27 protein-coding genes and 1 tRNA gene are annotated in these 26,548 nt (G+C 68.9%); 16 read left to right on the forward strand and 12 right to left on the reverse strand.

Features of this window, described 5'->3' with window-relative positions:
* The first annotated feature begins 10 nt into the window (after positions 1-10).
* From pyrC to UAJ10_RS25370, 3 genes are all read left to right on the forward strand, one after another.
* Complete coding sequence (pyrC, locus tag UAJ10_RS25360) at positions 11-1,309, forward strand: dihydroorotase (protein ID WP_322918058.1); 1,299 nt, start codon at positions 11-13, stop codon at positions 1,307-1,309.
* A gap of 5 nt (positions 1,310-1,314) precedes the next feature.
* Positions 1,315-1,995, forward strand: coding sequence for a glycerol-3-phosphate 1-O-acyltransferase PlsY (gene plsY / locus UAJ10_RS25365; protein ID WP_322918060.1), 681 nt, complete (start codon positions 1,315-1,317; stop codon positions 1,993-1,995).
* A 72-nt stretch (positions 1,996-2,067) separates the two neighbouring features.
* The gene (locus tag UAJ10_RS25370) at positions 2,068-2,298 is read left to right on the forward strand and encodes a hypothetical protein (RefSeq protein WP_322918061.1); all 231 of its coding nucleotides are present in this window, start codon (positions 2,068-2,070) and stop codon (positions 2,296-2,298) included.
* Positions 2,299-2,316: 18 nt separating this feature from the next.
* On the opposite strand, the gene UAJ10_RS25375 is transcribed toward UAJ10_RS25370, so the two are convergent.
* The gene (locus UAJ10_RS25375) at positions 2,317-3,090 is read right to left on the reverse strand and encodes an alpha/beta hydrolase (protein ID WP_322918062.1); all 774 of its coding nucleotides are present in this window, start codon (positions 3,088-3,090) and stop codon (positions 2,317-2,319) included.
* A gap of 162 nt (positions 3,091-3,252) precedes the next feature.
* Here UAJ10_RS25375 and UAJ10_RS25380 point away from each other — a divergent pair, with 162 nt between their 5' ends.
* Complete coding sequence (locus UAJ10_RS25380) at positions 3,253-3,837, forward strand: sigma-70 family RNA polymerase sigma factor (RefSeq protein ID WP_322918063.1); 585 nt, start codon at positions 3,253-3,255, stop codon at positions 3,835-3,837.
* Positions 3,834-4,475 carry a DUF1109 domain-containing protein gene (locus UAJ10_RS25385; RefSeq protein ID WP_322918064.1) on the forward strand — a complete coding sequence of 214 codons (642 nt, stop codon included), beginning with the start codon at positions 3,834-3,836 and terminating at the stop codon, positions 4,473-4,475. The genes UAJ10_RS25380 and UAJ10_RS25385 overlap by 4 nt, the downstream gene beginning before the upstream one ends.
* A gap of 12 nt (positions 4,476-4,487) precedes the next feature.
* Here UAJ10_RS25385 and UAJ10_RS25390 read toward each other — a convergent pair whose 3' ends face one another.
* From UAJ10_RS25390 to uvrA, 4 genes are all read right to left on the reverse strand, one after another.
* Entirely contained in the window at positions 4,488-4,763 is a 276-nt protein-coding gene (locus tag UAJ10_RS25390) for a type II toxin-antitoxin system RelE/ParE family toxin (RefSeq protein WP_322918066.1), read from the reverse strand.
* Entirely contained in the window at positions 4,760-5,059 is a 300-nt protein-coding gene (locus UAJ10_RS25395; protein ID WP_322918068.1) for an antitoxin of toxin-antitoxin stability system, read from the reverse strand. The genes UAJ10_RS25390 and UAJ10_RS25395 overlap by 4 nt, the downstream gene beginning before the upstream one ends.
* A 65-nt stretch (positions 5,060-5,124) precedes the next feature.
* Positions 5,125-5,817, reverse strand: a complete 693-nt coding sequence (locus tag UAJ10_RS25400; protein WP_322918069.1) for an alpha/beta fold hydrolase — start codon at positions 5,815-5,817, stop codon at positions 5,125-5,127.
* The gene (uvrA, locus tag UAJ10_RS25405; protein ID WP_322918071.1) at positions 5,814-8,696 is read right to left on the reverse strand and encodes an excinuclease ABC subunit UvrA; all 2,883 of its coding nucleotides are present in this window, start codon (positions 8,694-8,696) and stop codon (positions 5,814-5,816) included. Before uvrA ends, UAJ10_RS25400 begins: the two co-directional genes overlap by 4 nt.
* A gap of 320 nt (positions 8,697-9,016) precedes the next feature.
* Between uvrA and ssb the strand changes: the two genes are divergently transcribed.
* Entirely contained in the window at positions 9,017-9,586 is a 570-nt protein-coding gene (gene ssb / locus UAJ10_RS25410; protein WP_322918073.1) for a single-stranded DNA-binding protein, read from the forward strand.
* 62 nt (positions 9,587-9,648) lie between these two features.
* Here ssb and UAJ10_RS25415 read toward each other — a convergent pair whose 3' ends face one another.
* The gene (locus tag UAJ10_RS25415) at positions 9,649-9,999 is read right to left on the reverse strand and encodes a hypothetical protein (protein WP_322918075.1); all 351 of its coding nucleotides are present in this window, start codon (positions 9,997-9,999) and stop codon (positions 9,649-9,651) included.
* Between the two features lie 238 nt (positions 10,000-10,237).
* Between UAJ10_RS25415 and nadE the strand changes: the two genes are divergently transcribed.
* The 6 genes from nadE to UAJ10_RS25445 all read left to right on the forward strand — a co-directional run bounded on the left by nadE (position 10,238) and on the right by UAJ10_RS25445 (position 17,104).
* Complete coding sequence (gene nadE / locus UAJ10_RS25420) at positions 10,238-11,998, forward strand: NAD(+) synthase (RefSeq protein ID WP_322918077.1); 1,761 nt, start codon at positions 10,238-10,240, stop codon at positions 11,996-11,998.
* 116 nt (positions 11,999-12,114) lie between these two features.
* Positions 12,115-13,818, forward strand: a complete 1,704-nt coding sequence (locus UAJ10_RS25425) for a ShlB/FhaC/HecB family hemolysin secretion/activation protein (RefSeq protein WP_322918079.1) — start codon at positions 12,115-12,117, stop codon at positions 13,816-13,818.
* Positions 13,819-13,852: 34 nt separating this feature from the next.
* Complete coding sequence (locus tag UAJ10_RS25430) at positions 13,853-14,404, forward strand: GNAT family N-acetyltransferase (protein WP_322918081.1); 552 nt, start codon at positions 13,853-13,855, stop codon at positions 14,402-14,404.
* 118 nt (positions 14,405-14,522) lie between these two features.
* The gene (locus UAJ10_RS25435; protein WP_322918082.1) at positions 14,523-15,971 is read left to right on the forward strand and encodes an MATE family efflux transporter; all 1,449 of its coding nucleotides are present in this window, start codon (positions 14,523-14,525) and stop codon (positions 15,969-15,971) included.
* Between the two features lie 57 nt (positions 15,972-16,028).
* Complete coding sequence (locus UAJ10_RS25440; protein ID WP_322918083.1) at positions 16,029-16,859, forward strand: helix-turn-helix transcriptional regulator; 831 nt, start codon at positions 16,029-16,031, stop codon at positions 16,857-16,859.
* A 95-nt stretch (positions 16,860-16,954) separates the two neighbouring features.
* A complete protein-coding gene (locus tag UAJ10_RS25445) occupies positions 16,955-17,104 on the forward strand; it encodes a hypothetical protein (protein ID WP_186291334.1) in 150 nt (49 codons plus the stop codon).
* Between the two features lie 61 nt (positions 17,105-17,165).
* On the opposite strand, the gene UAJ10_RS25450 is transcribed toward UAJ10_RS25445, so the two are convergent.
* The 5 genes from UAJ10_RS25450 to UAJ10_RS25470 form a co-directional block, all read right to left on the reverse strand.
* Positions 17,166-17,975, reverse strand: a complete 810-nt coding sequence (locus UAJ10_RS25450; RefSeq protein ID WP_322918084.1) for a DUF4198 domain-containing protein — start codon at positions 17,973-17,975, stop codon at positions 17,166-17,168.
* 8 nt (positions 17,976-17,983) lie between these two features.
* Positions 17,984-18,460, reverse strand: coding sequence for a hypothetical protein (locus UAJ10_RS25455; protein ID WP_322918086.1), 477 nt, complete (start codon positions 18,458-18,460; stop codon positions 17,984-17,986).
* Positions 18,457-19,044: a HupE/UreJ family protein gene (locus UAJ10_RS25460; RefSeq protein WP_322918087.1), complete on the reverse strand. Its 588-nt coding sequence runs from the start codon at positions 19,042-19,044 to the stop codon at positions 18,457-18,459. Before UAJ10_RS25460 ends, UAJ10_RS25455 begins: the two co-directional genes overlap by 4 nt.
* Positions 19,041-20,282, reverse strand: a complete 1,242-nt coding sequence (locus UAJ10_RS25465) for a hypothetical protein (RefSeq protein WP_322918089.1) — start codon at positions 20,280-20,282, stop codon at positions 19,041-19,043. The genes UAJ10_RS25460 and UAJ10_RS25465 overlap by 4 nt, the downstream gene beginning before the upstream one ends.
* Positions 20,283-20,380: 98 nt before the next feature.
* Positions 20,381-20,803: a VOC family protein gene (locus UAJ10_RS25470; protein WP_322918090.1), complete on the reverse strand. Its 423-nt coding sequence runs from the start codon at positions 20,801-20,803 to the stop codon at positions 20,381-20,383.
* A 305-nt stretch (positions 20,804-21,108) separates the two neighbouring features.
* Between UAJ10_RS25470 and gyrA the strand changes: the two genes are divergently transcribed.
* The 4 genes from gyrA to UAJ10_RS25490 all read left to right on the forward strand — a co-directional run bounded on the left by gyrA (position 21,109) and on the right by UAJ10_RS25490 (position 25,836).
* A complete protein-coding gene (gene gyrA, locus UAJ10_RS25475) occupies positions 21,109-23,817 on the forward strand; it encodes a DNA gyrase subunit A (RefSeq protein WP_416235420.1) in 2,709 nt (902 codons plus the stop codon).
* A 100-nt stretch (positions 23,818-23,917) separates the two neighbouring features.
* The gene (gene coaD, locus UAJ10_RS25480) at positions 23,918-24,475 is read left to right on the forward strand and encodes a pantetheine-phosphate adenylyltransferase (RefSeq protein WP_145753700.1); all 558 of its coding nucleotides are present in this window, start codon (positions 23,918-23,920) and stop codon (positions 24,473-24,475) included.
* Positions 24,476-24,640: 165 nt separating this feature from the next.
* Positions 24,641-24,716: transfer RNA gene (locus UAJ10_RS25485), tRNA-Lys, on the forward strand.
* 262 nt (positions 24,717-24,978) lie between these two features.
* Complete coding sequence (locus tag UAJ10_RS25490; RefSeq protein ID WP_322918092.1) at positions 24,979-25,836, forward strand: SphA family protein; 858 nt, start codon at positions 24,979-24,981, stop codon at positions 25,834-25,836.
* On the opposite strand, the gene UAJ10_RS25495 is transcribed toward UAJ10_RS25490, so the two are convergent.
* Positions 25,837-26,541 (reverse strand): SOS response-associated peptidase, encoded by a 705-nt coding sequence (locus UAJ10_RS25495; protein WP_322918093.1) that lies wholly within the window; start codon positions 26,539-26,541, stop codon positions 25,837-25,839.
* Between the last annotated feature and the right edge of the window lie 7 nt (positions 26,542-26,548).

The raw sequence follows: 26,548 nt of genomic DNA on the forward strand, positions 1-26,548 counted from the left end.
GACCATCTCCATGGCCACACACGCCCGCACCGCCATCCTGAACGCCCGCCTGCTGGATCCGGACAGCCGCCTGGACCAGCGCGGCTCCCTGCTGATCGACGGCGGCAAGATCGCCGACCACGGCCCCGGCCTGTTCCGGGACGGCGTGCCGGAGGGCATCGAGGTCATCGACGCGGAAGGCGCCTGCGTCGCCCCCGGCCTGGTCGACCTGCGCGCCCAGGTGGGCGAGCCGGGGCACGAGGATAACGAGACGCTGAAGACCGCCAGCCAGGCGGCGGCGGCCGGCGGCGTCACCGCCCTGGCCTGCCTGCCCGACACCGACCCGGTCATCGACGACGTGGCGGGGCTGGAGTTCATCGCCCGCCGCGCGCGCGAGGTGAAACTGGTGAAGGTCTTCGCCTACGCCGGCATCACCCGCGACCTGGGCGGCAAGGAACTGACGGAAATGGGCCTGCTGGCCGAGGCCGGCGCCGTGGGCTTCACCGACGGCGGCAAGGCTGTGGCCGACGCCCTGGTCATGCAGCGCGCGCTGGCCTACGCCAGCATCTGGGGCCGCCCCATCATGCAGCATCCGCAGGAACCGCGGCTGGCCACCGGCGCCATGAATTCGGGGGAGATCGCCACACGCCTGGGCCTGTCCGGCATTCCCGCCGTGGCGGAGGTGATCATGCTGGAGCGTGATTTGCGCCTGGTGGAGGCCACGGGCGGCCGCTACCACGCCGCCGACATTTCCACCGCCGAGTCCGTGGCCGTCATCCGCGCCGCGAAGCGCAAGGGCCTGAAGGTCACCTGCGACACCGCCCCGCCGTACTTCACCCTGACGGAGCGGGATGTCGGCGACTATCGCACCTTCTTCAAGCTGTCGCCGCCGCTGCGCACCGAGGATGATCGCCAGGCGATCGTGGAAGGGCTGGCCGACGGGACCATCGACTGCATCACCAGCGACCATCTGCCCTGGAATCAGGACGCCAAGCGCGTGCCCTTCGCCCAGGCGGCCTTCGGCTCCGTGGGGCTGGAGACGCTGCTGCCGCTGACGCTGGACCTGGTGCACAAGGGGCACATGAGCCTGCTGGACGCCCTGGCCGCCGTCACGGTGAAGCCGGCCGCCGTGCTGGGCCTGGGACTGGGCCGCCTGCGCACCGGCGCCGCCGCCGACCTGGTGATCTTCGATGCCGAGCGGCCGTGGCGCGTGGATGCCGAGGCGCTGCACAGCAAGTCCAAGAACAGCTGCTTCGACAAGCATCCGGTGCAGGGCCGCGTGCTGCGCACCCTGGTGGATGGCCGCACCGTCTTCCAGCTGGCGGCCTGACCGTCATGGACACGGCGGCGCTGCCCCTGATGCCCTTGCTGCTGGCGCTGGCCGGCGGCTACCTGCTGGGCTCCATCCCGTTCGGCCTGGTGCTGGCCTATCTCGGCGGCTATGGCGACATCCGCAAGATCGGCTCCGGCAACATCGGCGCCACCAACGTGCTGCGCACGGGCAACAAGCTCCTGGCCGCCGCCACCCTGGTGCTGGACAGCGGCAAGGGCGCCATCGCCGTGGGCATCGCCCATTGCCTGGCGATGAGCGTCCTGCCCTCGCCGGGGGCACCACACTTGGCGGCCCTGGTGGCGGGCGGCGGCGCCATGCTGGGGCACACTTTACCGGTTTGGCTGGGCTTCAAGGGCGGCAAGGGTGTGGCCACGGCGCTGGGCGTGCTGCTGGCTACCAGCTGGCCGGTGGGCGTCACCGCCTGCCTGACCTGGCTGCTGGTCGCTTTCCTGTTCCGCGTCTCCTCCCTTTCCGCCCTGGTGGCCTTGGCCCTGGCGCCCCTGGTCGCCTGGTTCCTGCCGGCGGTGTGCCCGGCCGCCGCCGACTTCGGCGCCGGCGGGGCGGAAGCCGCCCTGGCGCTCGCCATCGCCGTCCTGGTCTGGATCCGCCACCACGCCAACATCCGCCGCTTGCTGGCGGGGACGGAGCCCCGGATCGGGCAGGGCAAAAAGAAGGAAGGCTGACGCAGCTCAGTCCGTTTGAACCTCGGGCCCTCTATCCTTATCTCAAGGATATCCCCTTGAGGAGGAATGGTGATGAGCAAGAAGACCGACAAGGACGCCGATACCGGCAGCGTCCTGGGCAACATCATCCTGGAAGAGGTGGTGGAGGCGATCGAAGAGGCGCGCTCCCCAACGCCGGACATCTTCCCGCCCATCCCCCACGAGGTGCCGCAGCCCAAAGGCGCGCCGGCCGTGGACAGGCGGGAGGATGAGCGGAAATCCCCGAGGAAGCGGCCGGACGCGCCGGGGCATCACAGCCGCTAACCCCGCAGCCGTCCTACCTTAGCCCTGGCCGGCGGCCTTCAGGATCAGGCCGGCGATCTCCTGCGCGTGCGACACCAGGGTCAGATGGCCGCCGTCGACCTCGATGGTGTCCGCGTTCATGCGCTTGGCCAGGAAACGCTCCAGGTCGGGGGAGATGGTCAGGTCCTGCTTGGACACGGCGTAGTAGCTGGGCTTGTCATGCCAGGCGGCGGCGGTGGTGCGGCCGGCGAATATGCTGGCCGCCGTGGGGCCTTGCTCGGCGTACAGCGCCTTGGCCTGGGCCGGGGCGACCCCGTTGGCGAAATAGTCCAGGAAGCCCTTTTCCGAGATGACGGTCATGCCGTCGTGGTTTTGCACCTCCGCCCGCACGGGCATGGTGGGGAACTTGGCCGACAGGGCCACGAAATCCTCATTCGCGTCCGGGGCGCGGGCGGCCACATAGACCAGGGCCGTCACCTTGGGGTCGGTGCCCACGTCGCTGATCACGGTGCCGCCCCAGGAATGGGCCACCAGCACGGTGGGGCCGTCCTGCTGCGCCAGCACGGCGCGGGTGGCGGCGTCCGACTCCGCCAACGAGGTCAGCGGGTTCTGCACGGCCGTGACATGCAGGCCCTTCGCCTGCAGGATCTTGATGACCTCGTTCCAGCTGGACCCATCGGCCCAGGCGCCGTGCACCAGCACGACGTTATGGACGGGGACCGGGACCCCCGGGGTGGTGGCCGCCGCGGCGGGCAGGGCGACGGTGGCGGCGGTCAGGGCAAGGGCGGCGACAAAGGACAGCTTGCGAAACATGGCGGGGCTCCTAGCATGAGGTCGAACGGGGAGGGGAAGCGCAACGGCTTCTTTCCCTTCTTCGGGGGCCCTTCCCGGGGCGTAACAGCACCACAGAAATTTTTTTTGATTCTTTTTCATGCCGCCCTGTAACAAGCCGGCCCCCGCCGGCGAAGGATGGATATGGACCCGTTGGAAGACCGGTGGGCGGCGGCGATGCGCGCGGAACGGCGTGGCGATGCCGCCGCCTATCAGCGCTTCCTGGCCGAGGCGGCGACGCTGTTCCGGCGGGTGGTCCATAACCGCCTGGGCCGCTTCGGCCTGGGCACGGCGGAAACGGAAGACATCGTGCAGGAAATCCTGATCGGCCTGCATACCAAACGGCACACCTGGGACCCCAGCCGGCCGCTCATGCCCTGGCTGCACGGCATCGCGCGGTACAAGTTCCTGGACGCGGCCCGCAAGCTGCGGCGAGAGGCCCTCAGCGGTGCCGACCTCACCATCGACGACTTGGCCGACGCCCTGGCGGCGCCGGATGAGGAGCGGGAGCGCACCCTGGTGGACGTGGACCGCCACATCGCCCAGTTGCCGGTCGGCCAGCGGGGCGTGGTGCGGGCCCTGGCCGTGGAGGGCCTGTCGCCCCAGGCCACGGCCCAGCGGCTGAATCTCAGCGAAGGCTCCGTCCGCGTGCTATTCCACCGCGCCCTGAAGGCCCTGTGGAACGCCGCCGATCCGCCCGTGCGGGATAAGGGAGGGAAGAAGCCATGAACCGCTCGACCGAGACCTTGATCGCGCAGCTGTCGGGCCAGGCGGGGCGCCGCTCCGGACTGCGCATGGACGCTTTCCCCGCCGTGCTGGTCCTGGCGCTGACCCTGTCGCTGGCCATCGCCATCGCGGTGGTCCTGGCCCTGGCGGGCGTGCGGCCGGACATCGGCACGGCGGCGACGCAGGCGCCCTTCCTGTTCAAGGTGGCCAGCACCGGCGCCCTGGTTCTGGCCGGCGCCTGGCTGGTGCTGAGATCGGCGGCGCCGGGGCGCGGACTGCCACGCCTGGCGCCCTTGCTGCCCGGCTTCCTGATCATGACCTTCCGGGCGGCCACCGACCGCTCCGGCCTGTCTTATCTGGGTCTGCACACCTATTCCGTCCCGATCTGCATGAGCATCATCGTGGCCGCCTCCCTGCCGGCGCTGGCCGCCTTGATCCTGCTGCTGCGCCATGGCGCGCCGACGGAACCGGTGCGCGCCGCCGCCGTGGCCGGCGGCCTGGCCGGGGCCCTGGGCGCCATGGCTTACGCCCTGGCCTGCCAGAACGACGCCGGGTCCTTCGTCCTGCTGTGGTACAGCGCCGCCATCGCCATCATGGCTGCGGTGGGCGCGGTGGCCGGGCGCGTGGCGCTGCGCTGGTAGGTTCTGGCCGTGTTAAGGCCACCGCTGGGCGCCGTGCAGGACACGCAGTATCACCACGACATTTGATGTGGTTCGATAGACCACAATGTACGGCGTATCGGTGATGACCAGTTCTTGGGTGCCTGGCACGCGACCGGGGCGGCCGCTATGGGGATATGATGCCAGCCGTTCCACGGCGGCTTCCACGGCGTCACCGATTCTGACAGCGGCGATGGGATTACGATCAGCGAGATGGATGATCTGGTTGCTGAACTCCCGCTGGGCGGCCGGCAACCATTCAATCTTCATTCGCCGGCCTCACCGGCGCGTTTCAGCAGCTCCGCCCGTTGTTGGCGCCAATCCGCCTTGACCTGTTCATGGGGAATTCGCGCCACCGATGGGTCATCAGCCTCTCGCAGGCCTTGTTCCACCTGGGCGCGGAACCACGCGTCATGCTGGCGGGCCTCCTGCCTCTGGCGGACGAAGTCCCGCATGAAATCGCGCACGATTTGTGATGCTGGACGGTGTGCGGCCTCGGCCTCAGCCATGAACTGATCGCGAAGATCCGCCTCCAACTTCAGTGTGAACATCGCTTCCTTAGCCATCGGGCGCCTCCAATCGTGTAGACGAAGTATATACCTCCAGCCTCCCTGAAGACAGGCTAAGCACCTTATTCCCGGATCCACTCCACCAGCGCCTGGTTCACCGCCTCTGGCTGTTCCAGGGTTGAGGCGTGGCCGCACTGGGGCACGACCACCAGCCGGGCGCCGGGGATGGCGGCGGCCATGTCGCGGGACCGCTCCGGCGGCATCAGCGGGTCGCTGTCCCCCACCAGCACCAGTGTGGGCACACGGATGGCAGGCAGGGTAGGGCGGCTATCGGGGCGGCTGATGATGGCCGCCGTCTGCCGCGCCAACCCCTCCACCCCGACCGTCAGGCCCATGCGCAGGTTCACCGCCGCCAACTGGTCATCATCGCGGTGGTCGGGATGCAGCATGCCGGCCATGGCCTGGCGCAAAACGCTGGCGAACCTGGCCTTGCGCGCCAGGGCGACGAAGGCCCGGCGCTGGTCCGACTGCTCCGGCGTGTCGGGCAGCGCCTGGGTGCTGACCAGCGCCAGCTTCACCACCCGTTCCGGCGCCTGGCGCATGATCTCCAGGGCGACGTAGCCGCCCATGGACAGGCCGCCCAGGGCGAAGCGGGGCGGGGTGTCGGCCAGGATGGCGGCCGCCATGTCCGCCATCGTCTCCCCCGCCAGGGTGTTGGCCACGGTGACGGGGCCATGGGGCCACAGCGCCGCGACCTGCGGGGCGAACACCTCGGCCGTGCACAGCAGGCCGGGGATCAGGACGATGGGCGTCATGCCCCCTTCGCCTTGCGCTTCTTGGGCACCACGGCCTCCACCGCCGGCGGCACTTCCGACAGGTAGGGCTTCAGGTAATGGCCGGTATGGCTTTCCGGCACGTTGGCCACATGCTCCGGCGTGCCCTCGGCCACGATGCGGCCGCCGCCGGCGCCACCCTCCGGCCCCATGTCGATGATCCAATCGGCGGTCTTGATGACCTCCAAATTGTGTTCGATCACCAGCACGGTGTTGCCCTGGTCCACCAGGGCGTGCAGCACCTCCAGCAGCTTGCGCACATCCTCGAAATGCAGGCCGGTGGTGGGCTCGTCCAGGATGTATAGGGTACGGCCGGTGGCGCGGCGGGACAGTTCCTTGGCCAGCTTCACGCGCTGGGCCTCGCCGCCCGAGAGGGTGGTGGCCGGCTGCCCGACGTGGATGTAGCCCAATCCGACCTCATCCAGCGTCTGCATGCGGTCGCGGATGGCGGGCACGGCCTGGAAGAAGGTCGCCGCCTCCTCCACCGTCATGTCCAGCACGTCGGCGATGCTCTTGTCCTTGTACAGGACCTCCAGCGTCTCCCGGTTGTAGCGCTTGCCGTGGCAGACGTCGCAGGTGACGTAGATGTCGGGCAGGAAGTGCATCTCGATCTTGATGACGCCGTCGCCCTGGCAGGCCTCGCACCGGCCGCCCTTGACGTTGAAGCTGAAGCGGCCGGCGCCGTAGCCGCGCGCCTTGGCCTCCGGCAGGCCGGCGAACCAGTCGCGGATGGGCGTGAAGGCGCCGGTGTAGGTGGCGGGGTTTGAGCGGGGCGTGCGGCCGATGGGCGACTGGTCGATGTCGACGATCTTGTCCAGGTGCTGCAGGCCCAGGATGTCGTCGTGCGCGCCCGGATGCTCCCGCGCGCCGTTCAGGCGCTTGGCCAGGGCCTTGTACAGCGTCTCGACGATCAGGGTGGACTTGCCGCCGCCGGACACGCCGGTGACGCAGGTGAAGGTGCCCAGGGGGATGCGGGCATGCACGTCCTTCAGGTTGTTGGACCGCGCGCCAATGACCTCCAGGAACTGGCCCTTGTGGCCGGCGCGGCGGCGATGCGGCAGGGCGATGCGGCGCCGGCCGGTCAGATAGTCGCCGGTGACGCTGGCCGGGTTGGCCATGACCTCCGCCGGGGTGCCGGCCGCCACCACCGTGCCGCCATGAACGCCGGCGCCCGGCCCCATGTCGACCAGATAGTCGGCGGTGCGGATGGCATCCTCGTCATGCTCCACCACCAGCACGGTGTTGCCCAGGTCCCGCAGGCGCTTCAGCGTGGCCAGCAGGCGGTCGTTGTCGCGCTGGTGCAGGCCGATGGACGGTTCGTCCAGCACATAGAGGACGCCCGTCAGGCCACTGCCAATCTGGGAGGCCAGGCGGATGCGCTGGCTCTCGCCACCCGACAGGGTGCCGGAGGCGCGGTCCATGGCCAGGTATTCCAGGCCGACGTTGTTGAGGAAGCCCAGCCGCTCGTTGATTTCCTTCAGGATACGGTTGGCGATGTCCTTCTGCTTCTGTGTCAGGTGCCCATCCAGGCCCAGGAACCAGGCGCCGGCCTCCTGGATGGACATGCGGCTGACCTCGGCCACGTTCAGGCCGTTGATCTTGACGGCCAGGGCCTCCGGCTTCAGGCGCGCGCCGCCGCAGGCCTCGCAGGGCTGGGCCGACTGGTACTTGGAAAGCTCCTCCCGCATGAAGTTGCTTTCCGTCTCTTTCCAGCGGCGCTCCAGGTTGCGCACCACGCCCTCGAAGGGCTTGTTGGTCTCATAGGACCGCAGGCCGTCGTCATAGCGCAGGGTGACCGGCTTGCCGCCCGACCCGAACAGGATGAGGTCGCGCAACGCCTCCGGCAGGTCGCTCCACGGCGTGTCCATGCGGGCGTTGTGGTGACGCGCCAGGCTTTCCAGCGTCTGGGCGTAGTATTGGGAGGTGGAGCCCGCCCAGGGGGCGATGGCGCCGTCCTTCAGGGACAGGCGCGTGTCCGGCACCACCAGTTCCGGATCGAAATACAGCTTCTGGCCCAGGCCGTCGCAGGCGGGGCAGGCGCCGAAGGGGTTGTTGAAGGAGAACAGCCGCGGCTCGATCTCCTCGATGGTGAAGCCGCTGACCGGACAGGCGAACTTGGCGGAGAAGACCGTGCGCTCCCCCGAATCCGCATTCTCAGCGAACACCAGGCCGTCCGCCAGTTCCAACGCCGTCTCGATCGAGTCCGCCAGGCGGTTGCCCAGGCCTTCCTTCACGACGATGCGGTCGACCACCACCTCGATGTCGTGCTTCAGCTTCTTGTCCAGCGCCGGCGCCTCGTCGATCTCCATCATCTCGCCGTTGATCTTCACGCGCTGGAAGCCGCGCTTGCGCAGTTCCTGAAGCTCTTTCTTGTATTCGCCCTTGCGGCCGCGCACGACGGGGGCCAGCAGGTAGAGGCGCGTGCCGTCGGGCATGGCCATGATGCGGTCCACCATCTGGCTGACCGTCTGGCTTTCGATGGGCAGGCCGGTGGCGGGGGAGTAGGGGATGCCGACGCGCGCGTAGAGCAGGCGCATGTAGTCGTAAATCTCCGTCACCGTGCCGACGGTGGAGCGGGGATTGCGGCTGGTCGTCTTCTGCTCGATGGAGATGGCGGGGGACAGCCCTTCGATGCTGTCCATGTCCGGTTTCTGCATCAGCTCCAGGAACTGGCGCGCGTAGGCCGACAGGCTTTCCACATAGCGCCGCTGCCCCTCGGCGTAGATGGTGTCGAAGGCCAGCGAGGATTTGCCCGACCCCGACAGCCCGGTGATGACCACCAGCTTGTCGCGCGGCAGATCCACGTCGACATTCTTCAGATTATGTTCCCGCGCGCCGCGGACGCTGATATATTTGTTCATGGTATGTTCTGAGTAATCGATCGGGGCAGGCGCTGGCAAGGGGAATACGCCGGTAGGCGCCATTCCACCGGCCAGCCGGCGACAGAGCGCCTTAATATGGGGGCGCCTGTGTCAAAAGGCGACAGCAGGATGCACCCCCTTACGGACGATTTCGTGACGAGGGGGCAGGGTGCCCCAAAAGGACGCCCGGATCGATATTTTGGGTATGCCCCGGGCCCACACCACCATCGCTGTGGCATTGGACATGAACGGCGGTGTAGGCTCTTCCCATCAACGACGGGGCGTTTTTCGCCCCCTTTTGGATTCAGGACGGATCGGACATGGCTGGCAGCGTCAACAAAGTCATCCTCATCGGCAACCTGGGCAAGGAGCCCGAGGTCAGGTCCATGCAGAACGGCGGCAAGGTGTGCAACCTGCGCATCGCCACCTCCGAAACCTGGAAGGACCGCAACAGTGGGGAGCGGCAGGAACGCACCCAGTGGCACCAGGTGGTGATCTTCAATGAGGCGCTGATCGGCGTGGCCGAGCGCTTCCTGAAGAAGGGATCCAAGGTCTATATCGAGGGCCAGCTGGAAACCCGCAAGTGGACCGACCAGTCCGGCCAGGAGAAATACACGACCGAGGTGGTGCTGCGTCCCTTCCGGGGTGAGCTGACCATGCTTGAAGGCCGTGACGGCGGCGGCGGTGGCGGCGGCTACGAGTTGGGTGGTGACTTCGGTGGTGGCGGCTCCAGCTACGGCGGTGGCGGCGGTGGTGGTGGTTACGGCGGCGGCTCTTCCGGCGGCGGTGGCTACGGTGGGGGCGGTTCCTCCGCCGGCGGCGGTTCGCGCGGCGGCTTCGGCGGCGGCGGCAAGCCGGCCGACGACCTGGACGACGAAATCCCGTTCTGACACTCAGACCATGAAAGCCAAGGGCCGCGGTGACGCGGCCCTTTCGCTGGAAAACGACGGCATCAGGACGTGCGGCCCCGCCCCCGGCCGCTGTTGCCCGTCGTCGCCGTGCCGGCGGTGCTCTCTGAGCGATCGCCCTGTGGCCCCCGCTGGCCGCTGCCGGCCGCGTCCCAGTCCCCCTCGGACCCACTGGCGCCCCCTGTGCCGCCGGTTTTGGGCGGGGCGTCATGGCCGGCGATCGGCCCCTCCATCCCGCGCGGCTTCTTGGTCGCGGCGTGGCCGGTCATGGCCCATTCATCCTTCAGACGCTGCGTGTCGCTGGCCTCGCGCACATCGTGCTTTTTATCCGCCGCGCCACGCTGATCCGATCGCGCGGGCTGTGGGCGTGCATGGTCGTGGTGATTCTGGGACATGCTCTCCTCCGGCGTTCATGGTGTGCTGATCCGGCACTTCCTTAAGGCCCGGGAGCGGGCATTCGTTCCCTCCATCGATTGGGCCCCACCTGGCGCGCCGGCCGCGAGATTGGGCATGGGCCGTCTTCGCTTTCGGGGGATTGCCGCCGACCGACCCGGGAATGGTAGGCTGGCCGCCACAGGTTAACGGCGGCGCCGGCCTTGTAGCGGCGGCGCCCGGCATAGCGAGACTGAGACCATGCGCACGCTGAAGGTCGCCCTGCACCAGATGAACTACACCACGGGCGATTTCCGGGGGAATTTCGAGCGGACCAAGGCCAGCATCCTGGCGCAGCGGCAGGCCGACCTGCATGTCCTGCCGGAGTGCGCCGTCGCCAACTATGCCGCCGGCGACTATCTGCTGGAGGCGGATTACCAGCAGGCCATCGTCCACTGGACGGAGCAATACCGCCTGCTGTCCCAGGAGGCCGGCACCACCATCGCCTTGGGCACGCCCCTGCGCGGCAAGGTGCAGGGGCGCAAGATGGGTAACGGCCTGGTGGTGTTCGAGCGGGGCCGCGCGGTGCTGAGCCAGTTCAAGACCCACCTGCCCAACTATGACGTCTTCGACGACGTGCGCTGGTTCGAGGCGCGGGGGGAACAAACGGGCGCGGACGCCGAAATGGGCGTGCTGCGGTTCCAGGCCGCCGGCGGCACCGTCACCCTGGGCTTTTGCATTTGCGAGGACATCTGGTTCGACGACGTCACCCATGACCTGAGGGAGATGGGCGCGGAGGTCATCGTCTCCCTCAACGCCAGCCCCTACGCCATCGCCAAGGGCAACTTCCGCCGCCGCCTGTTCGCCCAGCGCATCCAGGAGACGGGCCTGCCCCTGGTCTACGTCAACCAGGTGGGCGGCAATGACGAGCTGGTGTGGGAAGGCTGCTCCGCCATCATGGATCCGGCCGGCGCCATCTATGAGATGGCGATCGGTGGGGAAGGGGGCGCCACCGTGACCCTGGCGGACGAGGGCCAGGGCTTCCGCCTGACCGAAACCCAGGCGCCCGTCCAACTGACCGACCCGCAGGAACGCTACCTGGTCGTGGGCCTGGGCCTGCGTGACTACATCGAGAAGAACGGCTTCCAGGACGTGGTCTTCGGCCTGTCCGGCGGGGCCAATTCCACCCTGGTGGCGGCCCTGGCGGCCGACGTGTTCGGCCCGGCCAAGGTGAACGCCGTCATGATGCCGTCGCCCTACACCAGTTCCGGTTCCAACACCCGGGCGGCGGAGTTCGCGGCCGGCGTCGGCGCGGGCTTCAGCGCCATCAGCCTGCCCATCACCGTGGAGTATGAGGCCGGGCTGGCCAAGTTCCGCAACGCCTTCGGCCGCGACATGGGCAGCCTGGCGGATGAGAACTTGCAAGCGCAAATCCGGGGCAACACCCTGTCGGCCATTTCCAACGACCACGGCCGCCGCGCCATCCTGGGCACCAGCAACAAGAGCGAGATCCTGATGGGATACGGCACGCTCTATGGCGACATGCGCGGCGCCTTCAACCCGCTGAAGGATCTGTACAAGGCCATCGACGTCTTCCCCATCCTGGAGATGCGCCTGGCCCAGGCGCAAAACCCCGATCCGCTGTTCGCCCGCATCTGGGAGGGGGCCTTCGGCAAGCCGCTGGAACCCTATGACGCCAAGGCGCAGGCCGCCCTGCGCGCCGTCATCGATGTTGAGCCCAGCGCCGAGCTGAAGCACAACCAGCGCGACACCGACAGCCTGCCCCCCTATCCCCGCCTGGACGCCGTGCTGTGGGAGATGGAGGACGCCAAGGAGCGCCAGACCGACGCCGAGATCGCGGAAAAGCTGGGCGAGCCGCTGGACTTCGTGCAGGACATCCGCCGCCGCGTCCGCCGGGCGGAGTTCAAGCGCTTCCAATCCCCGCCCGGTCCCAAGGTGCACCGCAAGTCGCCCACCACCAAGGACCGGCGCTTCCCCCTGACGGCCCGCTTCACAGGGTGAGCGGCCCGCCGCCCGTGACCTTTCTGTAGCGGCCCCATCGCGCCGATGCGGGCGACCCGCTACCGCTGTAGGATGCAACCTGTTGGTGCGAAAACAGGCCTGCAGGCTGGTCTCGGATGCGTCGATCGTTTCCAGCGTGGTCCCTGGCGGCACTCGCCGGCCTGGCGTTGTCCCCGGCACACGCGTGGGCGCAGCAGACACCGGACGCCGGCAGCATCCTGCGGGATACGGAGCGCGCCACCCCACGCCTGACCGCCCCGCCGGCGCCCTTGCGCCCGGTGGTGCCGGAGGCGCCCCTGGCCGAGCGCCCCGCCCAGGGCCCCATCGTGCATGTCACCGCCTTCCATGTGACGGCGACGCTGTTCTCCGAGGCGGAACTGCGAACGGTGCTGGCGCCGTTCCGTGACCGCGACCTGACCCTGGGGGATTTGCAATCGGCCGCCGCCGCCGTCGGCGCCTATTACCGCCAGCACGGCTACCTCGCCAGGGCCTATCTGCCGCGGCAGGAGATCCGCGACGGCATCGTCATCATCGCCGTGCAGGAAAGCCGGCTGGGCCGGGTGGTGGTCGACCCCAGTAGCGAGACTCGCCTGGATGCCGACTCCGCCGCCGGCTATCTCCTGGACCGGCAGGCGACGGGGGAGGCCCTGCGCCTGGACGCGCTGGAGGCGGGTGTCGCGGCGCTGGATGCGCTGCCCGGCGTCACCGCCACGGCGACGGCGGAAGCGGGGCGGGCCGCCGACCAGACCGACATCCGCCTGAAGCTAATAGAGGGGCCGCTGTTCAGCGGCGTCGCCCTGGTGGACAACCAGGCCCAGCGGGCCAGCGGCGGGTGGCGTGGCATCGCCGTGCTGTCGGCCAACGACATGGCCGGCATCGGCGACCAGACCATCCTGACCGGCGTGCGCAGCCTGGGCACCACCTATGGCCGCCTGGCCGCCACTTTGCCCGTGGGCTATTCGGGACTGCGCCTCGGCATCAACGGCAGCGCCTTCGACTACCGCGTCGCCCATGACTTCAACGCCGGCACGCCCGACGGGTGGGGCGCCACCGGCGGGGCCGTCGCCACCCTGCCGCTGTGGCGAACGGAGGAGGCCGCCCTGGATGGCCACCTGCTGTATGAGCATCGCCGCCTGGTCAACCGCACGGCGGACATCGTGACCGGCATCAGCGTCATCGACGCCGCCGCCCTGGGCGTCAGCGGGGTGGCCCGTGACGGCTGGGATGGCGTCGACCAGGCGGACCTGACGCTGACCGCCGGCGCCGTCGACCTCGGCGGTGTGGCGGAAAACCAGGCGGTGGACGATGCCACCGCCCGTACCGGCGGCGGCTACGCCAAGGCGGCCTTGACCCTCAGCCACGCCCAGCCCCTGGGTGAAGGGGTGGAACTGGTGGTGCGGTTGGCCGGCCAATGGGCCAGTGGCAACCTCGACAGCTCCGAACGGCTGGCCCTGGGCGGCCCCGACGCCATCCGCGCCTATCCCGTGAACGAGGGGCAGGGGGCCGAGGGCGCCCTGGGCACCCTGGAGCTGCGCTGGCGCCCCATGGACAGCCTGCGTCTGGCGGCCTTCTGGGATGGCGGCTGGATCCGGCAGTTCGTCAGCCCCTGGGCCGGCTGGAATCGCGGCACGGATCTGCCCAACGACTATGGCCTGCAAGGCGTCGGTGTCGCCGTCGGTTGGCGGCCGGTCGACGCCCTGGTGATCGACGCCACCCTAGCCCATGTGGTGGGCGACAATCCCGGCCGGATCGCCGGTACGGACAGCGACGGGTTGCGCCGGCACACCCGCGCCTGGGTGCGGGTGACGGGTAGCTTCTGATACCTTGGTCCCGAGCAACACGGGACTGAGAAGAGTGCACCCACCATCAGTGATCGAAGGTCCCGGTTTTTCCCTGCGCCCTTTCCGGACGGAGGATGCGCCCGCCCTGTCGGCCGCGATCGAGGAAAGCCGGCCGCAGTTGCAACGCTGGCAGGGCATCGCCGACAAGGACGGCACGGTACCGCTGGTCACGGCGCGCATCGCCCAATGGGCGGCGGCATTCGAGGACCGCAGCCGCCTGCAGTACGGCCTGATCGCTCCGGACGACATGGTACTGGGCGCCTGCGCGCTGGAACATATCGACGGGCGGGCGCGCACCTTCCAACTGGGCTATTGGCTGTGTCCCTCCGCCACCGGCCAGGGCCATATGACCGCCGCCGTCCGCCTGCTGACGCGGATGGCGTTCGAGGCATTGGCCGCGCGGCGGGTGGCGATCTGGACGGATGTCGGGAACACCAGAAGCGTCGCCGTGGCCCGGCGCCTGGGTTTCACCTTGGAGGGGCACCTGCGTAACGAGCGGCTGGACGCGGCCGGGAACCCGCAGGACACCTTCGTCTTCGCCCGGACGTCGGCCCTGGGGCTTTAGGGGCGGACGCCCGGCAGCTGTGCGCCCCTGTGGGTTGCGGCGGCCCGATCGGCACGGTAGGCAAGGGGGGCGCCCGGACGGACGTCGGGGCAACGATAAAGCCGCCAGAGCGCTCGTCATGGCCCAGTTCGAGACCCCCGTGCCGCCGGAAGTGTCGGCGGCGGTGACGCCCCTGCCGCCCCTGGACGAGGCGGCGATGCAGAAGGCCTGCCCCGCCCAACCGCCCGGGACGCCGGACGAGCCCCTGCTGCCCCGTATCCTGGTTCACGCCCGCGACCTGTTGTTGCTGGCGACCCCCCTGATGCTGACCCGCATCGGCCAGTTGTTCATGCAGACGGTCGACACCGCCATGGTCGGCCGCTACAGCGCGGAGGAGCTGGCCTATTTCGGCCTGGGCAACACGCCGGTGGGTACGGCTTTCGCCACCATGGTCGGCCTGATGATGGGTACCATCATCCTGGTGGCCCAGGCGGTGGGGGCGGGGCGCCCGCGCGATGCCGGCGCCGTCTGGCGCCGGTCGCTGCCCTATGCCCTGCTGATCGGCGGCATCGTCGCCATCGCCTGCCAGTTCGGCGAGGCGTTCTTCCGTCTGACGGGGCAGGAACCGGGGATCGCCCATGGCGCCGCCGCCGTCATCGCCATCCTGGGCCTGGGCATGCCGGCAGCGGTGCTGCAGATCAGCACCTCTTTCTTCCTGGAGGGGATAAAGCGGCCGTTTCCGGCCATGGTCTCGATGGTCGTGGCCAACCTGCTGAACTTCACCTTGGATTACACCCTGGTGTTCGGCCATTTCGGCTTTCCCGCCCTGGGCGCCACGGGCTCGGCCATCGCCACCACCACCATCCGCTGGGTCACGGCGCTGGGCCTGATGCTGTACGTCTGGACCATGCGCGACCATGCCCACTATGGCGTGCGCGGATCCTTCCTGGAATGGCGACAGGGGCGGGGGCACCGCCACCTGGGCTATGCCGCCGGCCTCAGTCAGGGGGCGGAGTCGACCGCCTTCGGCACCATGGGCATCTTCGCCGGCTGGCTGGGCGCCCTGGGACTCGGCGCTTACGCGGTAGGGCTGAACCTCCTGGCGCTGATCTTCATGGCCGCCCTGGGTCTGGCCGCCGCCACCGCGGTGCAGGTGGGCCAGGCGCACGGCGCGGGCAACCGGCGCGAGGCCACGCTGGCCGGCTGGACGGGCCTGGCCCTCACCGCCCTGATCATGCTGGTGGTGGGCGTGACCCTGGCGGCGGCGCCGGACCTGATCGCCACCCTGTACGCCAGTGATCCGGACCTCATCCGCGTGCTGGTTCCGGCCATCGCCTTCATGGCCTGGATCGTGGTGGCGGACGGCGGGCAGACCGTCATGGCCAGCGCGCTGCGCGGCCAGGGCGACAGCTGGATCCCCACCGCCCTGCATTTCTTCAGCTATTACGGCGTCATGATCCCCACGGCGGCCTACGCTGCCTTCCACTTGGGGCACGGCATCATGGGCATCTTCGAGGGCATCCTGGTGGCCAGCATCGTGGCGGTCACGGTGTTGATGGTCCGGTTCCACCTGCTGTCGCGGCGCTGAGCCGCATCTGCTATCGTAGCCCATCGGGAAACGGGCCCAGAGGCACAGGCTGGGGCGATGACGGAACTGATGGTACAGGCGCTGCTGGACACGGACACGGCGCGCATCCGCGACGTGAGCTGCGCCGGCACCTGCCGGCACCGCAGCGCCGGGGAATGCGCCAGCGCCACCACCCTGGTCTTTCCCTATCGCGGCATCTATGTCCGCCACCTGGGCCGGGACGAGGCGGTGGCCGAGGCCAACCAGGTGCTGTTCTTCAACAAGGGCGATGAATACAGCGTCAGCCATCCGGTGTCGGGTGGCGACGCCTGCCTGTCCATCACCGTGGACGAGGTGCTGTTGCAGGAACTGGCGCCGCGCGAGCACGTGCGCGACCAGGGCGACCTGGCCTTTCGCCATCAGCGGCTGCGCATCGACCCGCGCGCCCAGGTGCTGGCGGCCCTGCTGCGCCACAGCCTGGCCCAGGGGGCGGCCGAGACGCTGGAGGCGGAGGCGCTGACCCTGACTCTGATCCGACGCGCGCTGGGGGAGCGGACGTCACACGCGCCCCAGGCCAGCGTCGGCCATCGGAAACTGGTGGACCGGGCCAAACTGGCGTTGAGCGGCGACCTCACCCGCCGCTGGACCCTGGCGGAGATCGCGGGTGAGGTGGGCGTGTCGCCCGTCTACCTGACCCAGGTGTTCCAGCAGGTGGAGGCGGTACCCCTCTATCGCTATCAACTGCGCCTGCGTCTGGCCCGGGCGCTGGATCTGCTGGGCGAGTACGACGACATCACCACGCTCAGCATGGATTTGGGCTTCTCCAGCCACAGCCATTTCAGCGCCGCCTTCCGCCAGGCCTATGGCCGCACCCCGGCGGAATTCCAGCGCTCCGTCCGCGCCCGGTAAGTCGCTAAAGATTCCGACAGCGGCGGGGGCGGCCGGAATGGTCTCCTTCCCCCGGGCCGGAACGACCGGCCTTGAGTGACCGGAGGAGAACCATCATGAGCGAGAAGACCTGCGCTGCCTGCGATTACCCGCTGGATGAGAACGCCATCAGCGTGACCATCGGCGGGCGCACGGTGGAGGCCTGCTGCCAGGAATGCGCCGACAAGCTGCGCGAGGCCCAGGCCGCGGCCGGCGGCGGCGACTGAATCGGCGGCAACGGCGAAAAGGGCGGGGCCTCGCGGCTCCGCCCTTTTTCTTTGAAACGTCTCAGTGCCGGGGAAAGCCGAAGCTGAGGCTGGAAAAGACGGTTTCGAAATCCGTCTCCGCCGTGGGCGGTTGCGGCTTGGTCCAGATGACGTTTAACAGCCAGTCACCGGCATCGGGCAGGGGGAAGCGGGCGCGGCCGTCATCGTCGGTGCGGTGGGTTTCCGCCGGCTCCGCGTCATGGGCCAGGTCCGTCAGCTTGACCAGGGCGCCCGCCAGGGGTCGGCCCTCGTAATAAATCCGCACCGGCAGGTCGGCCGGGCGCGGCAGGCCGTAGGGATCGACCTCCGGCACGATCTCCAGCGTCAGGCCCAGGGGGCGCGTCGCCTGGCCGCCACCGCCGGGCCCCACCCGCACCAGCACCTTAGCCCGGCGGCTGTAATTCTCCGCCCCATCGGCGTCCATGCGATGGCCGGCGCGGCGCAGCTCAAGGGCGGGCGCCAGCCCTTCCACCGCCAGGTAGTCGTTGAAGCGCAGGGCCGGCAGGTGGCTTTGCGCCTTATCGTCCGTCTCCAGCACCAGGACATGGGTGCCGGGGGCGGTAAGGCGGACGGCGCCATCCTCATCGGCCTCACCCGGGTGCAGGGCGCCCCGCAGGTCGGACGCCGTCCCGTCCGGCGCCACGTCCTGGAAGCGGACGACACGTCGCACGGGCAAGGGGGAACGTTGGCGATAGGGACCATGCCCCACTTGCAAGGTCAGGGGCAGGAGGGCGCCGGGGGCGGAGTGAAAGCGCTGCGGCTGCACCCAGAAGTCATGGGCGGACACGGGCAGGGCCGCCAGCATCGCCAGCAGGGACAGCACTCTCAGCATGTGGCACCTCATTCCAGATGATCCGGCAGATAGCCGGGCGTCACCGGCAGGCAGGCCAGGGTGACCGCCAGGACAGCCACGGCGACCAGCCAGCTGGACATGACCCGCACGGCGGGGAAGGACAGGTGGCGCAGGGCCCAGGCGGCGGCCGGCAGCAGGCCCAGGGCGGGCAAGGCCGCCAGCGGCTCCAGCGGCGCGCCCGTCACCGCGGCGAGCGCGCCGGACCACAGGCCGGCGTTGACCGACAGGCCCCAAGCCAGCTGCCGGTCTGTGCGGCAGATCAGCCCGCCCGCCGCCGTCACCGCCACGCTGCTCCAGCAGCCGACGAACACCCCCTCATGCCAAGGGGGTGGGGTGGTGATGGTAACGAACGCTGTCGCGGCCAACAGGCCCAGGCAAGGCCTCCAGGCCCGCCGGGGGGCGGAGGCCAAAGCCAAGGCCAGCGCCGCGTAAAGCAGCAGCAGGGGCGGCAGCGCGCTTCTCATGACAGCGCCGCGCGGGTGAGGAAGGCCGCGCCCAGCAGGGCGATGGCCCCGCCCAGCCCCCGGGTCACGCGCATGCCGCCTGGCCGGCGGTTCAAATGGCCGATGGTGACGCCCGCCAGGTGCAGCAGGCCGGTGGCCAGGACGAAGCCGGCGCTGTAGCCGGCGGGATCGGCGGCCGACGGCAGCTCCCGCCCTTGGGCGTAGCCGTGGAACAGGGCGAAGACGGCCACCAGCGCCAGGGCCAACCAAGCCGGCGCCTTGATCCCGCCGGCGACGCAGCCGCCCAGCACCAGGACGGAGCAGGCGATGCCCAGCTCCACCGGTGGCAAAGGCAGGCCCACCATGCCGGCGATGGCGCCCACCACCATCATGGCGGGCAACAGGATGGGCAGGGCCAGCAGCAAGGGATTGCCCAGGACGGCGCCCCACAGGCCCACCGCCACCATGGCCAGCAGATGGTCCAGGCCACTGAAGGGATGCATGAATCCCGGTCCCAACCCGCCGGGCAGGCCGGTGCCGCTGTGCGCCGCCGCCGGTCCGCTGACGGTCAGCGCGGCGGCGGCGAGGAGGATCTCGCACCTCATGACGGCGGCACCTCCGGCGCCACCAGGAAGGGGAAGATGGTGTTGGATGGCGGATATTCGTCCCGCGTCAGGCCATCGGCCACGCCGGCGGCGGTGCCGTTCACCAGGAAGGAGCGATAGATGTTCGACGCGTCATAGGTCAGCGTGCGGCCGCCGCAGTCGGACCGCAGCGCCCGTTCGTCCGACAGGGCCGCCAGTTCCACGGCGAACATCTGCGTGCAAATGCCGGTGGCGCTGTTGACCCACAGCCTGTCGTCGGCCAGCACCGCCGCCAATCGGTGATAGCGCCGCGCCAGCGGCGCCTTGGCATCCGCCAGCCACTGGTTGCCGCACTGGCCGTCGAAGCTGTCGTAATAGGCCAGGCCCTGGGCGATCTCCGCCTCGAACCGGGGGCCGTCGGCAGGGGTGGCGGCGTTGTACGCCTCTTTCCACCGGTCGGCCTCCTCATCGGAACGCAATTGGCCCAGGAGGGCGTTGCCGGTCAGCGGCCGGCCGGCACGGTCCACTTGGCCCTTGGGTCCCACGGTGGCGGCCCAGACGGCCAGCAGCGGGCCACCCTGGTTCACGGCGTCCACCTCCACCGACGCCACGATGGCCATGGGCGTCCAGCCGGCCAGCAGGTTCTTGGCCGGGCCGCCATCGGTGTGGCGCCATGTGTCCAGGATCTTAGCCGAGGTGGCGCTGCCAAAGGCGGGACAGCCGGCCTTGTCCACGGCCACGCCCGTCTTACCCGGGCCGGGGGCCAAGGCCGCCTCCGCCACCTGATAGGCCTGGCGGGTGCCGCGCACGTTGTTGAAGAAGGGATCATCCCGCAGGCCGGCGTACAGGCGGAAACTGTGGTGTTCGCCCCACAGTCCGTCCGTCGTGCCGGCGTCACCCTGGACGCGGTCGATGTCACCCAGGCGGCAATCCGCCTGCCGCGGGCCGGGGAAGCGGCAGGTCAGATCCACGCTTCGTCCCGAGGTGCTCCCGGGCGTGCCGAAGCGGCGGGCGCTGTCGATGTGGAAGGTGTAGTCAAGCCGGTCCGACAGGCTGTGCCCGACGATAGTCATCACCAGGTTCAGCCGCCGCCCGTCCGGGCTCATCCAGGCGTAGAGGTCGCCGATGTCGGCACGGGGGTCGGCGATGACGGTGGGCGTGTCCAGGTGATCGGATGCGATCGCCGGCCCGCCGAGGGGCGGCAGCCCGAGGGTCAACAGGGCCGCGAGCAGCGGGATGAGGCGCGGGAATGGGCGCATGATGGGCTTTCCAGCTTGTCTCCAGGTGGTCGGAAACAAGCCGGAAAGCCGATGGGCGCGCTGTCGGATTCTTTAGCGACTTTCAGCTTTGGCGGTTTTCAGCGGGGCAGCAGCAATTCTACCTGCGTGCCCTGCGGGTCGCAGACGTAGAACGACAGGGTGGGGCCGTGGCGGTTGTCGCCCACCCGTTCCTCGATGATGTCCAGCCCGTGGGCCGCCAGGTGGCCGCGCACCGCCGCCTCGTCGCAGGGGGCCAGCGCGATGCACAGGTGGTCCAGGTTGCGGCCCGGCCCCGCCGGCGGCTTGGCCCAGGCCCCTTCCGGCACCGTGACGTCCACCAGGAACAGGTCGGCCTCGCCCACCCGTAGCCGCAGCAGCGCATCCTCCGGCCACTCCGCCGTCACCGGGCAGCCCAGGATGTCGCGATAGAAGGCCAGGCAGCGCGCCATGTCGCGGACCGGCAGGGCCAGGTGATCGAAACCGCGCGGGGTGAAGGGCGGCGCGGGCGAAGGCGGAGTCATGGGGCGGCCCCGTGGGCGAGGGGGAAAGGCCCGCGCACTGTAGCGCCGGGATGGGCCCCAAGGAACCCCGCGGCCGAGTCGCGCGCGTACGCGGGAACCATAGAGCTACGCGGCGTGCCGGTTTCATTGTTCGCATGCGCGAATGATGCTAGAAAAGCGGCCGATCCCCATCGCCTGCGGGCGGCTGCGCAGCCACCCGTGAGGCTTGGTTTTCCTTGCTTTTGGATTCTGGTTTGGTCACGACTCCGACGCCCCCCGCGGCCCCTCCCGCCAGCGACATCACCCCCATCGCCATCGAAGAGGAGATGCGTAGCAGCTATCTCGATTACGCCATGAGCGTGATCGTGAGCCGCGCGCTTCCCGACGTGCGGGACGGCCTGAAGCCGGTGCACCGCCGCATCCTCTACGCGATGAAGGAAAGCGGCTACGACAGCACCAAGCCGTACCGCAAGTCGGCCAAGGCGGTCGGCGACGTCATGGGTAACTACCACCCCCATGGCGACAGCTCGATCTACGAGGCCATGGTCCGCATGGCGCAGGATTTCTCCATGCGCCTGCCGCTGATCGACGGCCAGGGCAACTTCGGCTCCATGGACGGCGACCGCGCCGCGGCCATGCGATACACCGAGGCCCGCCTGGCCAAGTCGGCCGAGGCGATGCTGGACGACATCGATAAAGACACGATCGACTGGCAGAAGAACTACGACGAGTCGAAGGATGAGCCGACGGTCCTGCCGGCGCGCTTCCCCAACCTGCTGGTCAATGGCGCCGGCGGCATCGCCGTGGGCATGGCCACCAACATCCCGCCCCATAACCTGGGCGAGGTGATCGACGCCTGCTGCGCCTATGTCGACAACCCGGACATCACCATTCCCGAGCTGATGGAGATCGTCCCCGGTCCGGACTTCCCCACCGGCGCCCTGATCCTGGGCCGTTCCGGCATCCGCTCGGCGTTCGAGACGGGCCGCGGCTCCGTCGTCATGCGCGCCAAGAGCGAGGTCGAGGAGATCCGCAAGGATCGTTGGGCCATCGTCTTCACCGAGATCCCCTATCAGGTGAACAAGGCCAAGCTGATCGAGCGCATCGCCGAGGTGGTGCAGGAGAAGCTGGTCGAGGGCATCTCCGACGTGCGGGACGAGTCCGACCGCGACGGCGTGCGCGTGGTGGTGGAACTGAAGCGCGACGCCGTGGCCGACGTGGTGATGAACCAGCTGTTCCGCCACACGCCGCTGCAGACCTCTTTCGGCGTCAACACCCTGGCCCTGAACGGCGGCCGGCCGGAGCTGATGAACCTGAAGGACATCATCGCGGCCTTCGTGAAGTTCCGCGAGCAGGTCATCACCCGCCGCACCGAGTTCGAGCTGGGCAAGGCCCGCGAACGCGCCCACACCTTGGTGGGCCTGGGCGTGGCCGTGGCCAACCTGGACGACATGATCGCCCTGATCCGCCGCGCCCCCGACCCGCAGACGGCGCGCGAGGAGATGGTGGCCCGTGAGTGGCCGGCCAACGACGTGGCGCCGCTGATCACCCTGATCGACGAGCCGGGTCGCGGCCTGTCGGAGGCCGGGACCTACCGTCTGTCGGAAGCGCAGGCCAAGGCCATCCTGGAACTGCGCCTGCACCGCCTGACCGGGCTGGAGCGTGACAAGATCGGCGCCGACCTGACGGCGGTGGTGGAGCAGATCCGCCATTTCCTGGAGATCCTGTCGTCCCGCCCGCTGCTGCTGACCATCCTGCGCAACGAGCTGGTGGAGGTGAAGGCGCGCTTCGACACGCCCCGCCGCACCAAGATCGAAGACCTGGAGTTCGAGGCGGACATCGAGGACCTGATCCAGCGCGAGGACATGGTCGTCATCGTCACGCAAGGCGGCTACATCAAGCGGGTGCCCGTCTCCACCTACCGGGCGCAGGCGCGCGGCGGCAAGGGCCGCAGCGGCATGCAGCTGAAGGCGGAGGATACGGTCAGCGACCTGTTCGTCGCCAACACCCACACGCCCATGCTGCTCTTCACCAACCGCGGCATGGTCTACAAGCTGAAGGTCTGGCGCCTGCCGCTGGGCCAACCGCAGACCCGGGGCAAGGCCCTGGTGAACCTGCTGCCGCTGGAGGATGGCGAGGTCATCACCACCGTGATGCCCATGCCCGAGGACGAGGCCAGCTGGGGCGACCTGAACGTGCTGTTCGTCACCAGCCACGGCAACGTCCGCCGCAACAAACTGTCGGACTTCACCAACATCCGCGCCAATGGCCTGATCGCCATGAAGCTGGAGGAAGAGGGTGAGCTGCTGATCGCCGCGCGCACCTGTGGCGAGGCGGACGACGTGCTGCTGGCCACGCGCCTGGGCCGGTGCATCCGCTTCCCCGTGGTGGACGTCCGGGTCTTCGCCGGCCGCACCTCCACTGGCGTGCGCGGCATTCGCCTGGCCGAGGGGGATGAGGTCATCGGCCTGTCCATCCTGCACCACACCGAGTACACGGCCGAAGATCGCGCCGCCTACCTGAAGCAGGCCAGCGCCGAGCGCCGCCAGCAGGGTGAGGAGGTCGAGGAGGCCGCCGATGTCGACCCCGAGGTCACCGGCGATGTCGGCACCCTGTCGCCCGAGGTCTATGCCGAGATGAAGGCGCGCGAGGAATTCCTGCTGACCGTGTCGGTCCAGGGCTTCGGCAAGCGCACCTCGGCCTATGAGTATCGCCTCACCGGACGTGGCGGCCAGGGCATCTGGAACATGGACATGGGGGCCCGCAACAAGGCCATCGCCGCCGTGTTCCCCATCGCCGAGACCGACCAGGTGATGATGGTCAGCAACGGCGGCCAGGTCATCCGCATGCCCGTGCACGACGTGCGCATCACCGCGCGCAAGAGCAAGGGCGTCACCCTGTTTCGCCTGTCGGCGGATGAGGGCGTGGTGTCGGTGGCGCGGCTGGCCGACGACGGGACCGAGGACGGCGGGGCGGACGACGCCGCGCCGGTTGAAACCGGGGCGGTTAGCCCGGATGAGGGAACCGGCGCCTGAGGTGTCTGGGGTTCGAATCCTCCAATGGATTCGAACCCCCACCTCGGCAAAGCCGGCGGATGGAGCTGACGATGGGCGGATTGGATCAGCGGGGGCGAGGATGAGCGAGCGTCGCATCGGGGTTTATCCCGGCACCTTCGACCCCATCACCAATGGGCATTTCGATATCATCCAGCGGGCGGCCAAGCTGGTCGACCACCTGATCATCGGGGTGGCCAGCAACGCCGGCAAGGGGCCCCTGTTCTCCACGGCGGAGCGTGTGGCCCTGGTGCAGGACGAACTGGGACCGCTGGCCGCCAAGGGCATCTCCGTCGAGGTGCGGCCCTTCGACAGCCTGCTGATGAACTTCGCCGTGGGCTGCCAGGCCCAGGTGATCATCCGGGGCCTGCGCGCCGTCTCGGACTTCGAGTACGAGTTCCAGATGGCCGGGATGAACGCGCGGCTCAATCCGCAGGTCGAGACCGTGTTCCTGATGGCGTCGGACCGGCACCAGTTCATCTCCTCCCGCTTCGTGAAGGAGATCGGGCGGCTGGGCGGCGACATCGCCCACTTCGTCAGCCCGCGCGTGGCCCATCGCCTGGCGGAGCGTTTCGCCCAGGACGCCCGGCAAGGGGTGGGCGGGGGTGTCGAGCCCGCCACCGGCGGCGCCGGCGAGTAGGCCCGAAGACGTTTGCGGGCAGGGGCCCTATGCACCGTTGATGTGCCGGGCCCCGCCGCTTTCCATTGACCGCGCCCATACCCGTCATTATGGTGCGCGCCACACCGGGACGGGCCCTCGGCCCCGTCTTCGTTCGCGGAAAACCAAGCCGTTTTCCCTGCGGTCGATCCCGTAGCTCAGCCGGTAGAGCACGTGACTTTTAATCATGGGGTCGTGGGTTCGAATCCCACCGGGATCACCAAACTTTCCAATAGCTTAGCCATGTTTTTGATCGGCGGTCGCCGTTTTCGTCCCGCTTGACGTATTGGCGCGACGCGGCGGCAATCACACGATGCATCGTCCAAACCGATGATGCATATTGAATAATGCGCCTTGTCGGTCATCGTTATTTCCGATGATTTTCTCCTCACCAAAATAAAAGGCGACCGTCTGCGCGCGGATCGCAAATGAGGAGGAAATGCTCTGTGAAGAACTGGGCAATGGGTGCGACAATTCTGTACACGATGTCGTTTGCCAACTTGCATGCGGCGCATGCCACTGAAAGCGGCGGCAACAGTTATCCGCCGGGCGCCAGCATCTACCTGGCTGGCGCGATGCCGCCGCCGGGCGAGTACATCCTGTTCCAGCCCAACTACTACACCGCCGGCCAGATGAACGACGGCGGCGGCAACAAGCTACCCTTGGATTTCAGCGTCGAATCCGTCTCGCAGACCTTTCGCGGCTTCGTCGTCACGCCGTACCGGCTATTCGGCGCCCAGGTGGCGTCCGAGGTGATCCTGCCCATCGTCGACCTGCATGCCGAGGTGGCGGGGCAAAAGACCAGCAAGTTGGGTTTCGGTGACGTCGGCATCACGCCACTGATGCTGGGCTGGCGCCTGGCCCCCAACCTGTCCCTGGTGTGGGGCACCGACATCTTCATGCCGGTGGGGCAATACAGCGCCACCGCCCTGGCCAACATCGGCCGCAACGTCTGGTCCTTCCAGCCCACGCTGGGCCTGGCTTACGTCGATCCCCAGGGCTGGCAGGCACAGGTTTCGCCACGCCTGGCGTTCAACACCACCAACGACGCCACGCGCTACCACTCCGGGGCGGATTTCGACCTGGATTTCGCCGTGGCGCGCAATGTCGATGGCTGGCGCTTCGGCGTCTCCGGCTATTTCTACCTCCAGTATGAGGATGATACCCAGGATGGGCTGAAAGTGGGCGCCGACGGTTATCGCGGCAAGGCCTTCGCGGTGGGGCCGGCCATCAGTCATGACATCGGCCCGCTGCAGACCACCTTCACCTGGCAGCACGAGTTCGCGGCGGAACACCGCGCCCAGGGTGAGAACCTGTGGATGCAGTTGGGCCTGCGGCTCTGATCAGAACAGGGTGGTCGCGGCCTGGGGCGCCAGCAGGTCGGCATCGTCGTTGCGCACGTTGCCGACCCGCGGCCCCACCGCCCAGAAGCGGGTCTGATTGGCGGGATAGGGGCGCAGCAGGTCCAGCAGGGTGGGGACGTCGGCACCAGTCTCACCCAGCCAGGCGGGCCAGTGGTCGGGCGCCAGGATGACCGGCATGCGGTGGTGGATGTGGCCGATGGCGTCGTTGGCCGCCGTGGTCAGGATGGTGTAGGTCCGCACCCATTCCCCGCTGGCCGGATCCTTCCAGCCCTCCCACAGCCCGGCGAAGGCGGCCGTGCCGGCGTCCGCACCACTGTTGGCCGGGGCGATGGCGTAGGCCTGCTTGGCGCCGTTCTCCACCCGCCATTCATAGAAGGCGGTCACCGGCACCAGGCAGCGGCGGCGGGCGAAAGCCTCACGGAAGGTGGGCTTTTCCGTCACGCTTTCCGAGCGGGCGTTGATCATCTTGGCGCCCCCCGCCAGATCCGCCGCCCAAGACGGCACCAAACCCCAGCGCAGCATGTCCAGCCGCCGTTCCCCCGTCCGCGCGTTCCAGCGCACCACCGGCGCCGATTGCGTCGGCGCGATGTTGAAGCGGCCGGGGAAATTGGGCAGGGCGCCCAGGGTCTGGAACAGCGCCTCCATGGCCTGGGGCGGGGTGACGGCGGCATAACGACCGCACATGGCGGGG

Source organism: Nitrospirillum guaranorum (assembly GCF_034653275.1).
In the GTDB taxonomy this organism is placed as follows: domain Bacteria; phylum Pseudomonadota; class Alphaproteobacteria; order Azospirillales; family Azospirillaceae; genus Nitrospirillum.

Excerpts from the sequence above, each read along its gene's own strand:
- UAJ10_RS25415 (WP_322918075.1), bottom strand. The coding sequence starts at position 9,999 with ATGTCCCAGAATCACCACGACCATGCACGCCCACAGCCCGCGCGATCG.
- ssb (WP_322918073.1), top strand. The coding sequence starts at position 9,017 with ATGGCTGGCAGCGTCAACAAAGTCATCCTCATCGGCAACCTGGGCAAG.
- UAJ10_RS25450 (WP_322918084.1), bottom strand. The coding sequence starts at position 17,975 with ATGCTGAGAGTGCTGTCCCTGCTGGCGATGCTGGCGGCCCTGCCCGTG.
- uvrA (WP_322918071.1), bottom strand. The coding sequence starts at position 8,696 with ATGAACAAATATATCAGCGTCCGCGGCGCGCGGGAACATAATCTGAAG.
- UAJ10_RS25445 (WP_186291334.1), top strand. The coding sequence starts at position 16,955 with ATGAGCGAGAAGACCTGCGCTGCCTGCGATTACCCGCTGGATGAGAAC.
- UAJ10_RS25375 (WP_322918062.1), bottom strand. The coding sequence starts at position 3,090 with ATGTTTCGCAAGCTGTCCTTTGTCGCCGCCCTTGCCCTGACCGCCGCC.
- UAJ10_RS25385 (WP_322918064.1), top strand. The coding sequence starts at position 3,834 with ATGAACCGCTCGACCGAGACCTTGATCGCGCAGCTGTCGGGCCAGGCG.
- UAJ10_RS25490 (WP_322918092.1), top strand. The coding sequence starts at position 24,979 with ATGTCGTTTGCCAACTTGCATGCGGCGCATGCCACTGAAAGCGGCGGC.
- UAJ10_RS25440 (WP_322918083.1), top strand. The coding sequence starts at position 16,029 with ATGACGGAACTGATGGTACAGGCGCTGCTGGACACGGACACGGCGCGC.
- UAJ10_RS25395 (WP_322918068.1), bottom strand. The coding sequence starts at position 5,059 with ATGGCTAAGGAAGCGATGTTCACACTGAAGTTGGAGGCGGATCTTCGC.
- UAJ10_RS25465 (WP_322918089.1), bottom strand. The coding sequence starts at position 20,282 with ATGCGCCCATTCCCGCGCCTCATCCCGCTGCTCGCGGCCCTGTTGACC.
- UAJ10_RS25455 (WP_322918086.1), bottom strand. The coding sequence starts at position 18,460 with ATGAGAAGCGCGCTGCCGCCCCTGCTGCTGCTTTACGCGGCGCTGGCC.
- plsY (WP_322918060.1), top strand. The coding sequence starts at position 1,315 with ATGGACACGGCGGCGCTGCCCCTGATGCCCTTGCTGCTGGCGCTGGCC.
- UAJ10_RS25425 (WP_322918079.1), top strand. The coding sequence starts at position 12,115 with ATGCGTCGATCGTTTCCAGCGTGGTCCCTGGCGGCACTCGCCGGCCTG.
- UAJ10_RS25370 (WP_322918061.1), top strand. The coding sequence starts at position 2,068 with ATGAGCAAGAAGACCGACAAGGACGCCGATACCGGCAGCGTCCTGGGC.
- UAJ10_RS25470 (WP_322918090.1), bottom strand. The coding sequence starts at position 20,803 with ATGACTCCGCCTTCGCCCGCGCCGCCCTTCACCCCGCGCGGTTTCGAT.
- UAJ10_RS25495 (WP_322918093.1), bottom strand. The coding sequence starts at position 26,541 with ATGTGCGGTCGTTATGCCGCCGTCACCCCGCCCCAGGCCATGGAGGCG.
- UAJ10_RS25435 (WP_322918082.1), top strand. The coding sequence starts at position 14,523 with ATGGCCCAGTTCGAGACCCCCGTGCCGCCGGAAGTGTCGGCGGCGGTG.
- pyrC (WP_322918058.1), top strand. The coding sequence starts at position 11 with ATGGCCACACACGCCCGCACCGCCATCCTGAACGCCCGCCTGCTGGAT.
- nadE (WP_322918077.1), top strand. The coding sequence starts at position 10,238 with ATGCGCACGCTGAAGGTCGCCCTGCACCAGATGAACTACACCACGGGC.
- UAJ10_RS25390 (WP_322918066.1), bottom strand. The coding sequence starts at position 4,763 with ATGAAGATTGAATGGTTGCCGGCCGCCCAGCGGGAGTTCAGCAACCAG.
- UAJ10_RS25380 (WP_322918063.1), top strand. The coding sequence starts at position 3,253 with ATGGACCCGTTGGAAGACCGGTGGGCGGCGGCGATGCGCGCGGAACGG.
- UAJ10_RS25460 (WP_322918087.1), bottom strand. The coding sequence starts at position 19,044 with ATGAGGTGCGAGATCCTCCTCGCCGCCGCCGCGCTGACCGTCAGCGGA.
- gyrA (WP_416235420.1), top strand. The coding sequence starts at position 21,109 with ATGCGTAGCAGCTATCTCGATTACGCCATGAGCGTGATCGTGAGCCGC.
- UAJ10_RS25400 (WP_322918069.1), bottom strand. The coding sequence starts at position 5,817 with ATGACGCCCATCGTCCTGATCCCCGGCCTGCTGTGCACGGCCGAGGTG.
- coaD (WP_145753700.1), top strand. The coding sequence starts at position 23,918 with ATGAGCGAGCGTCGCATCGGGGTTTATCCCGGCACCTTCGACCCCATC.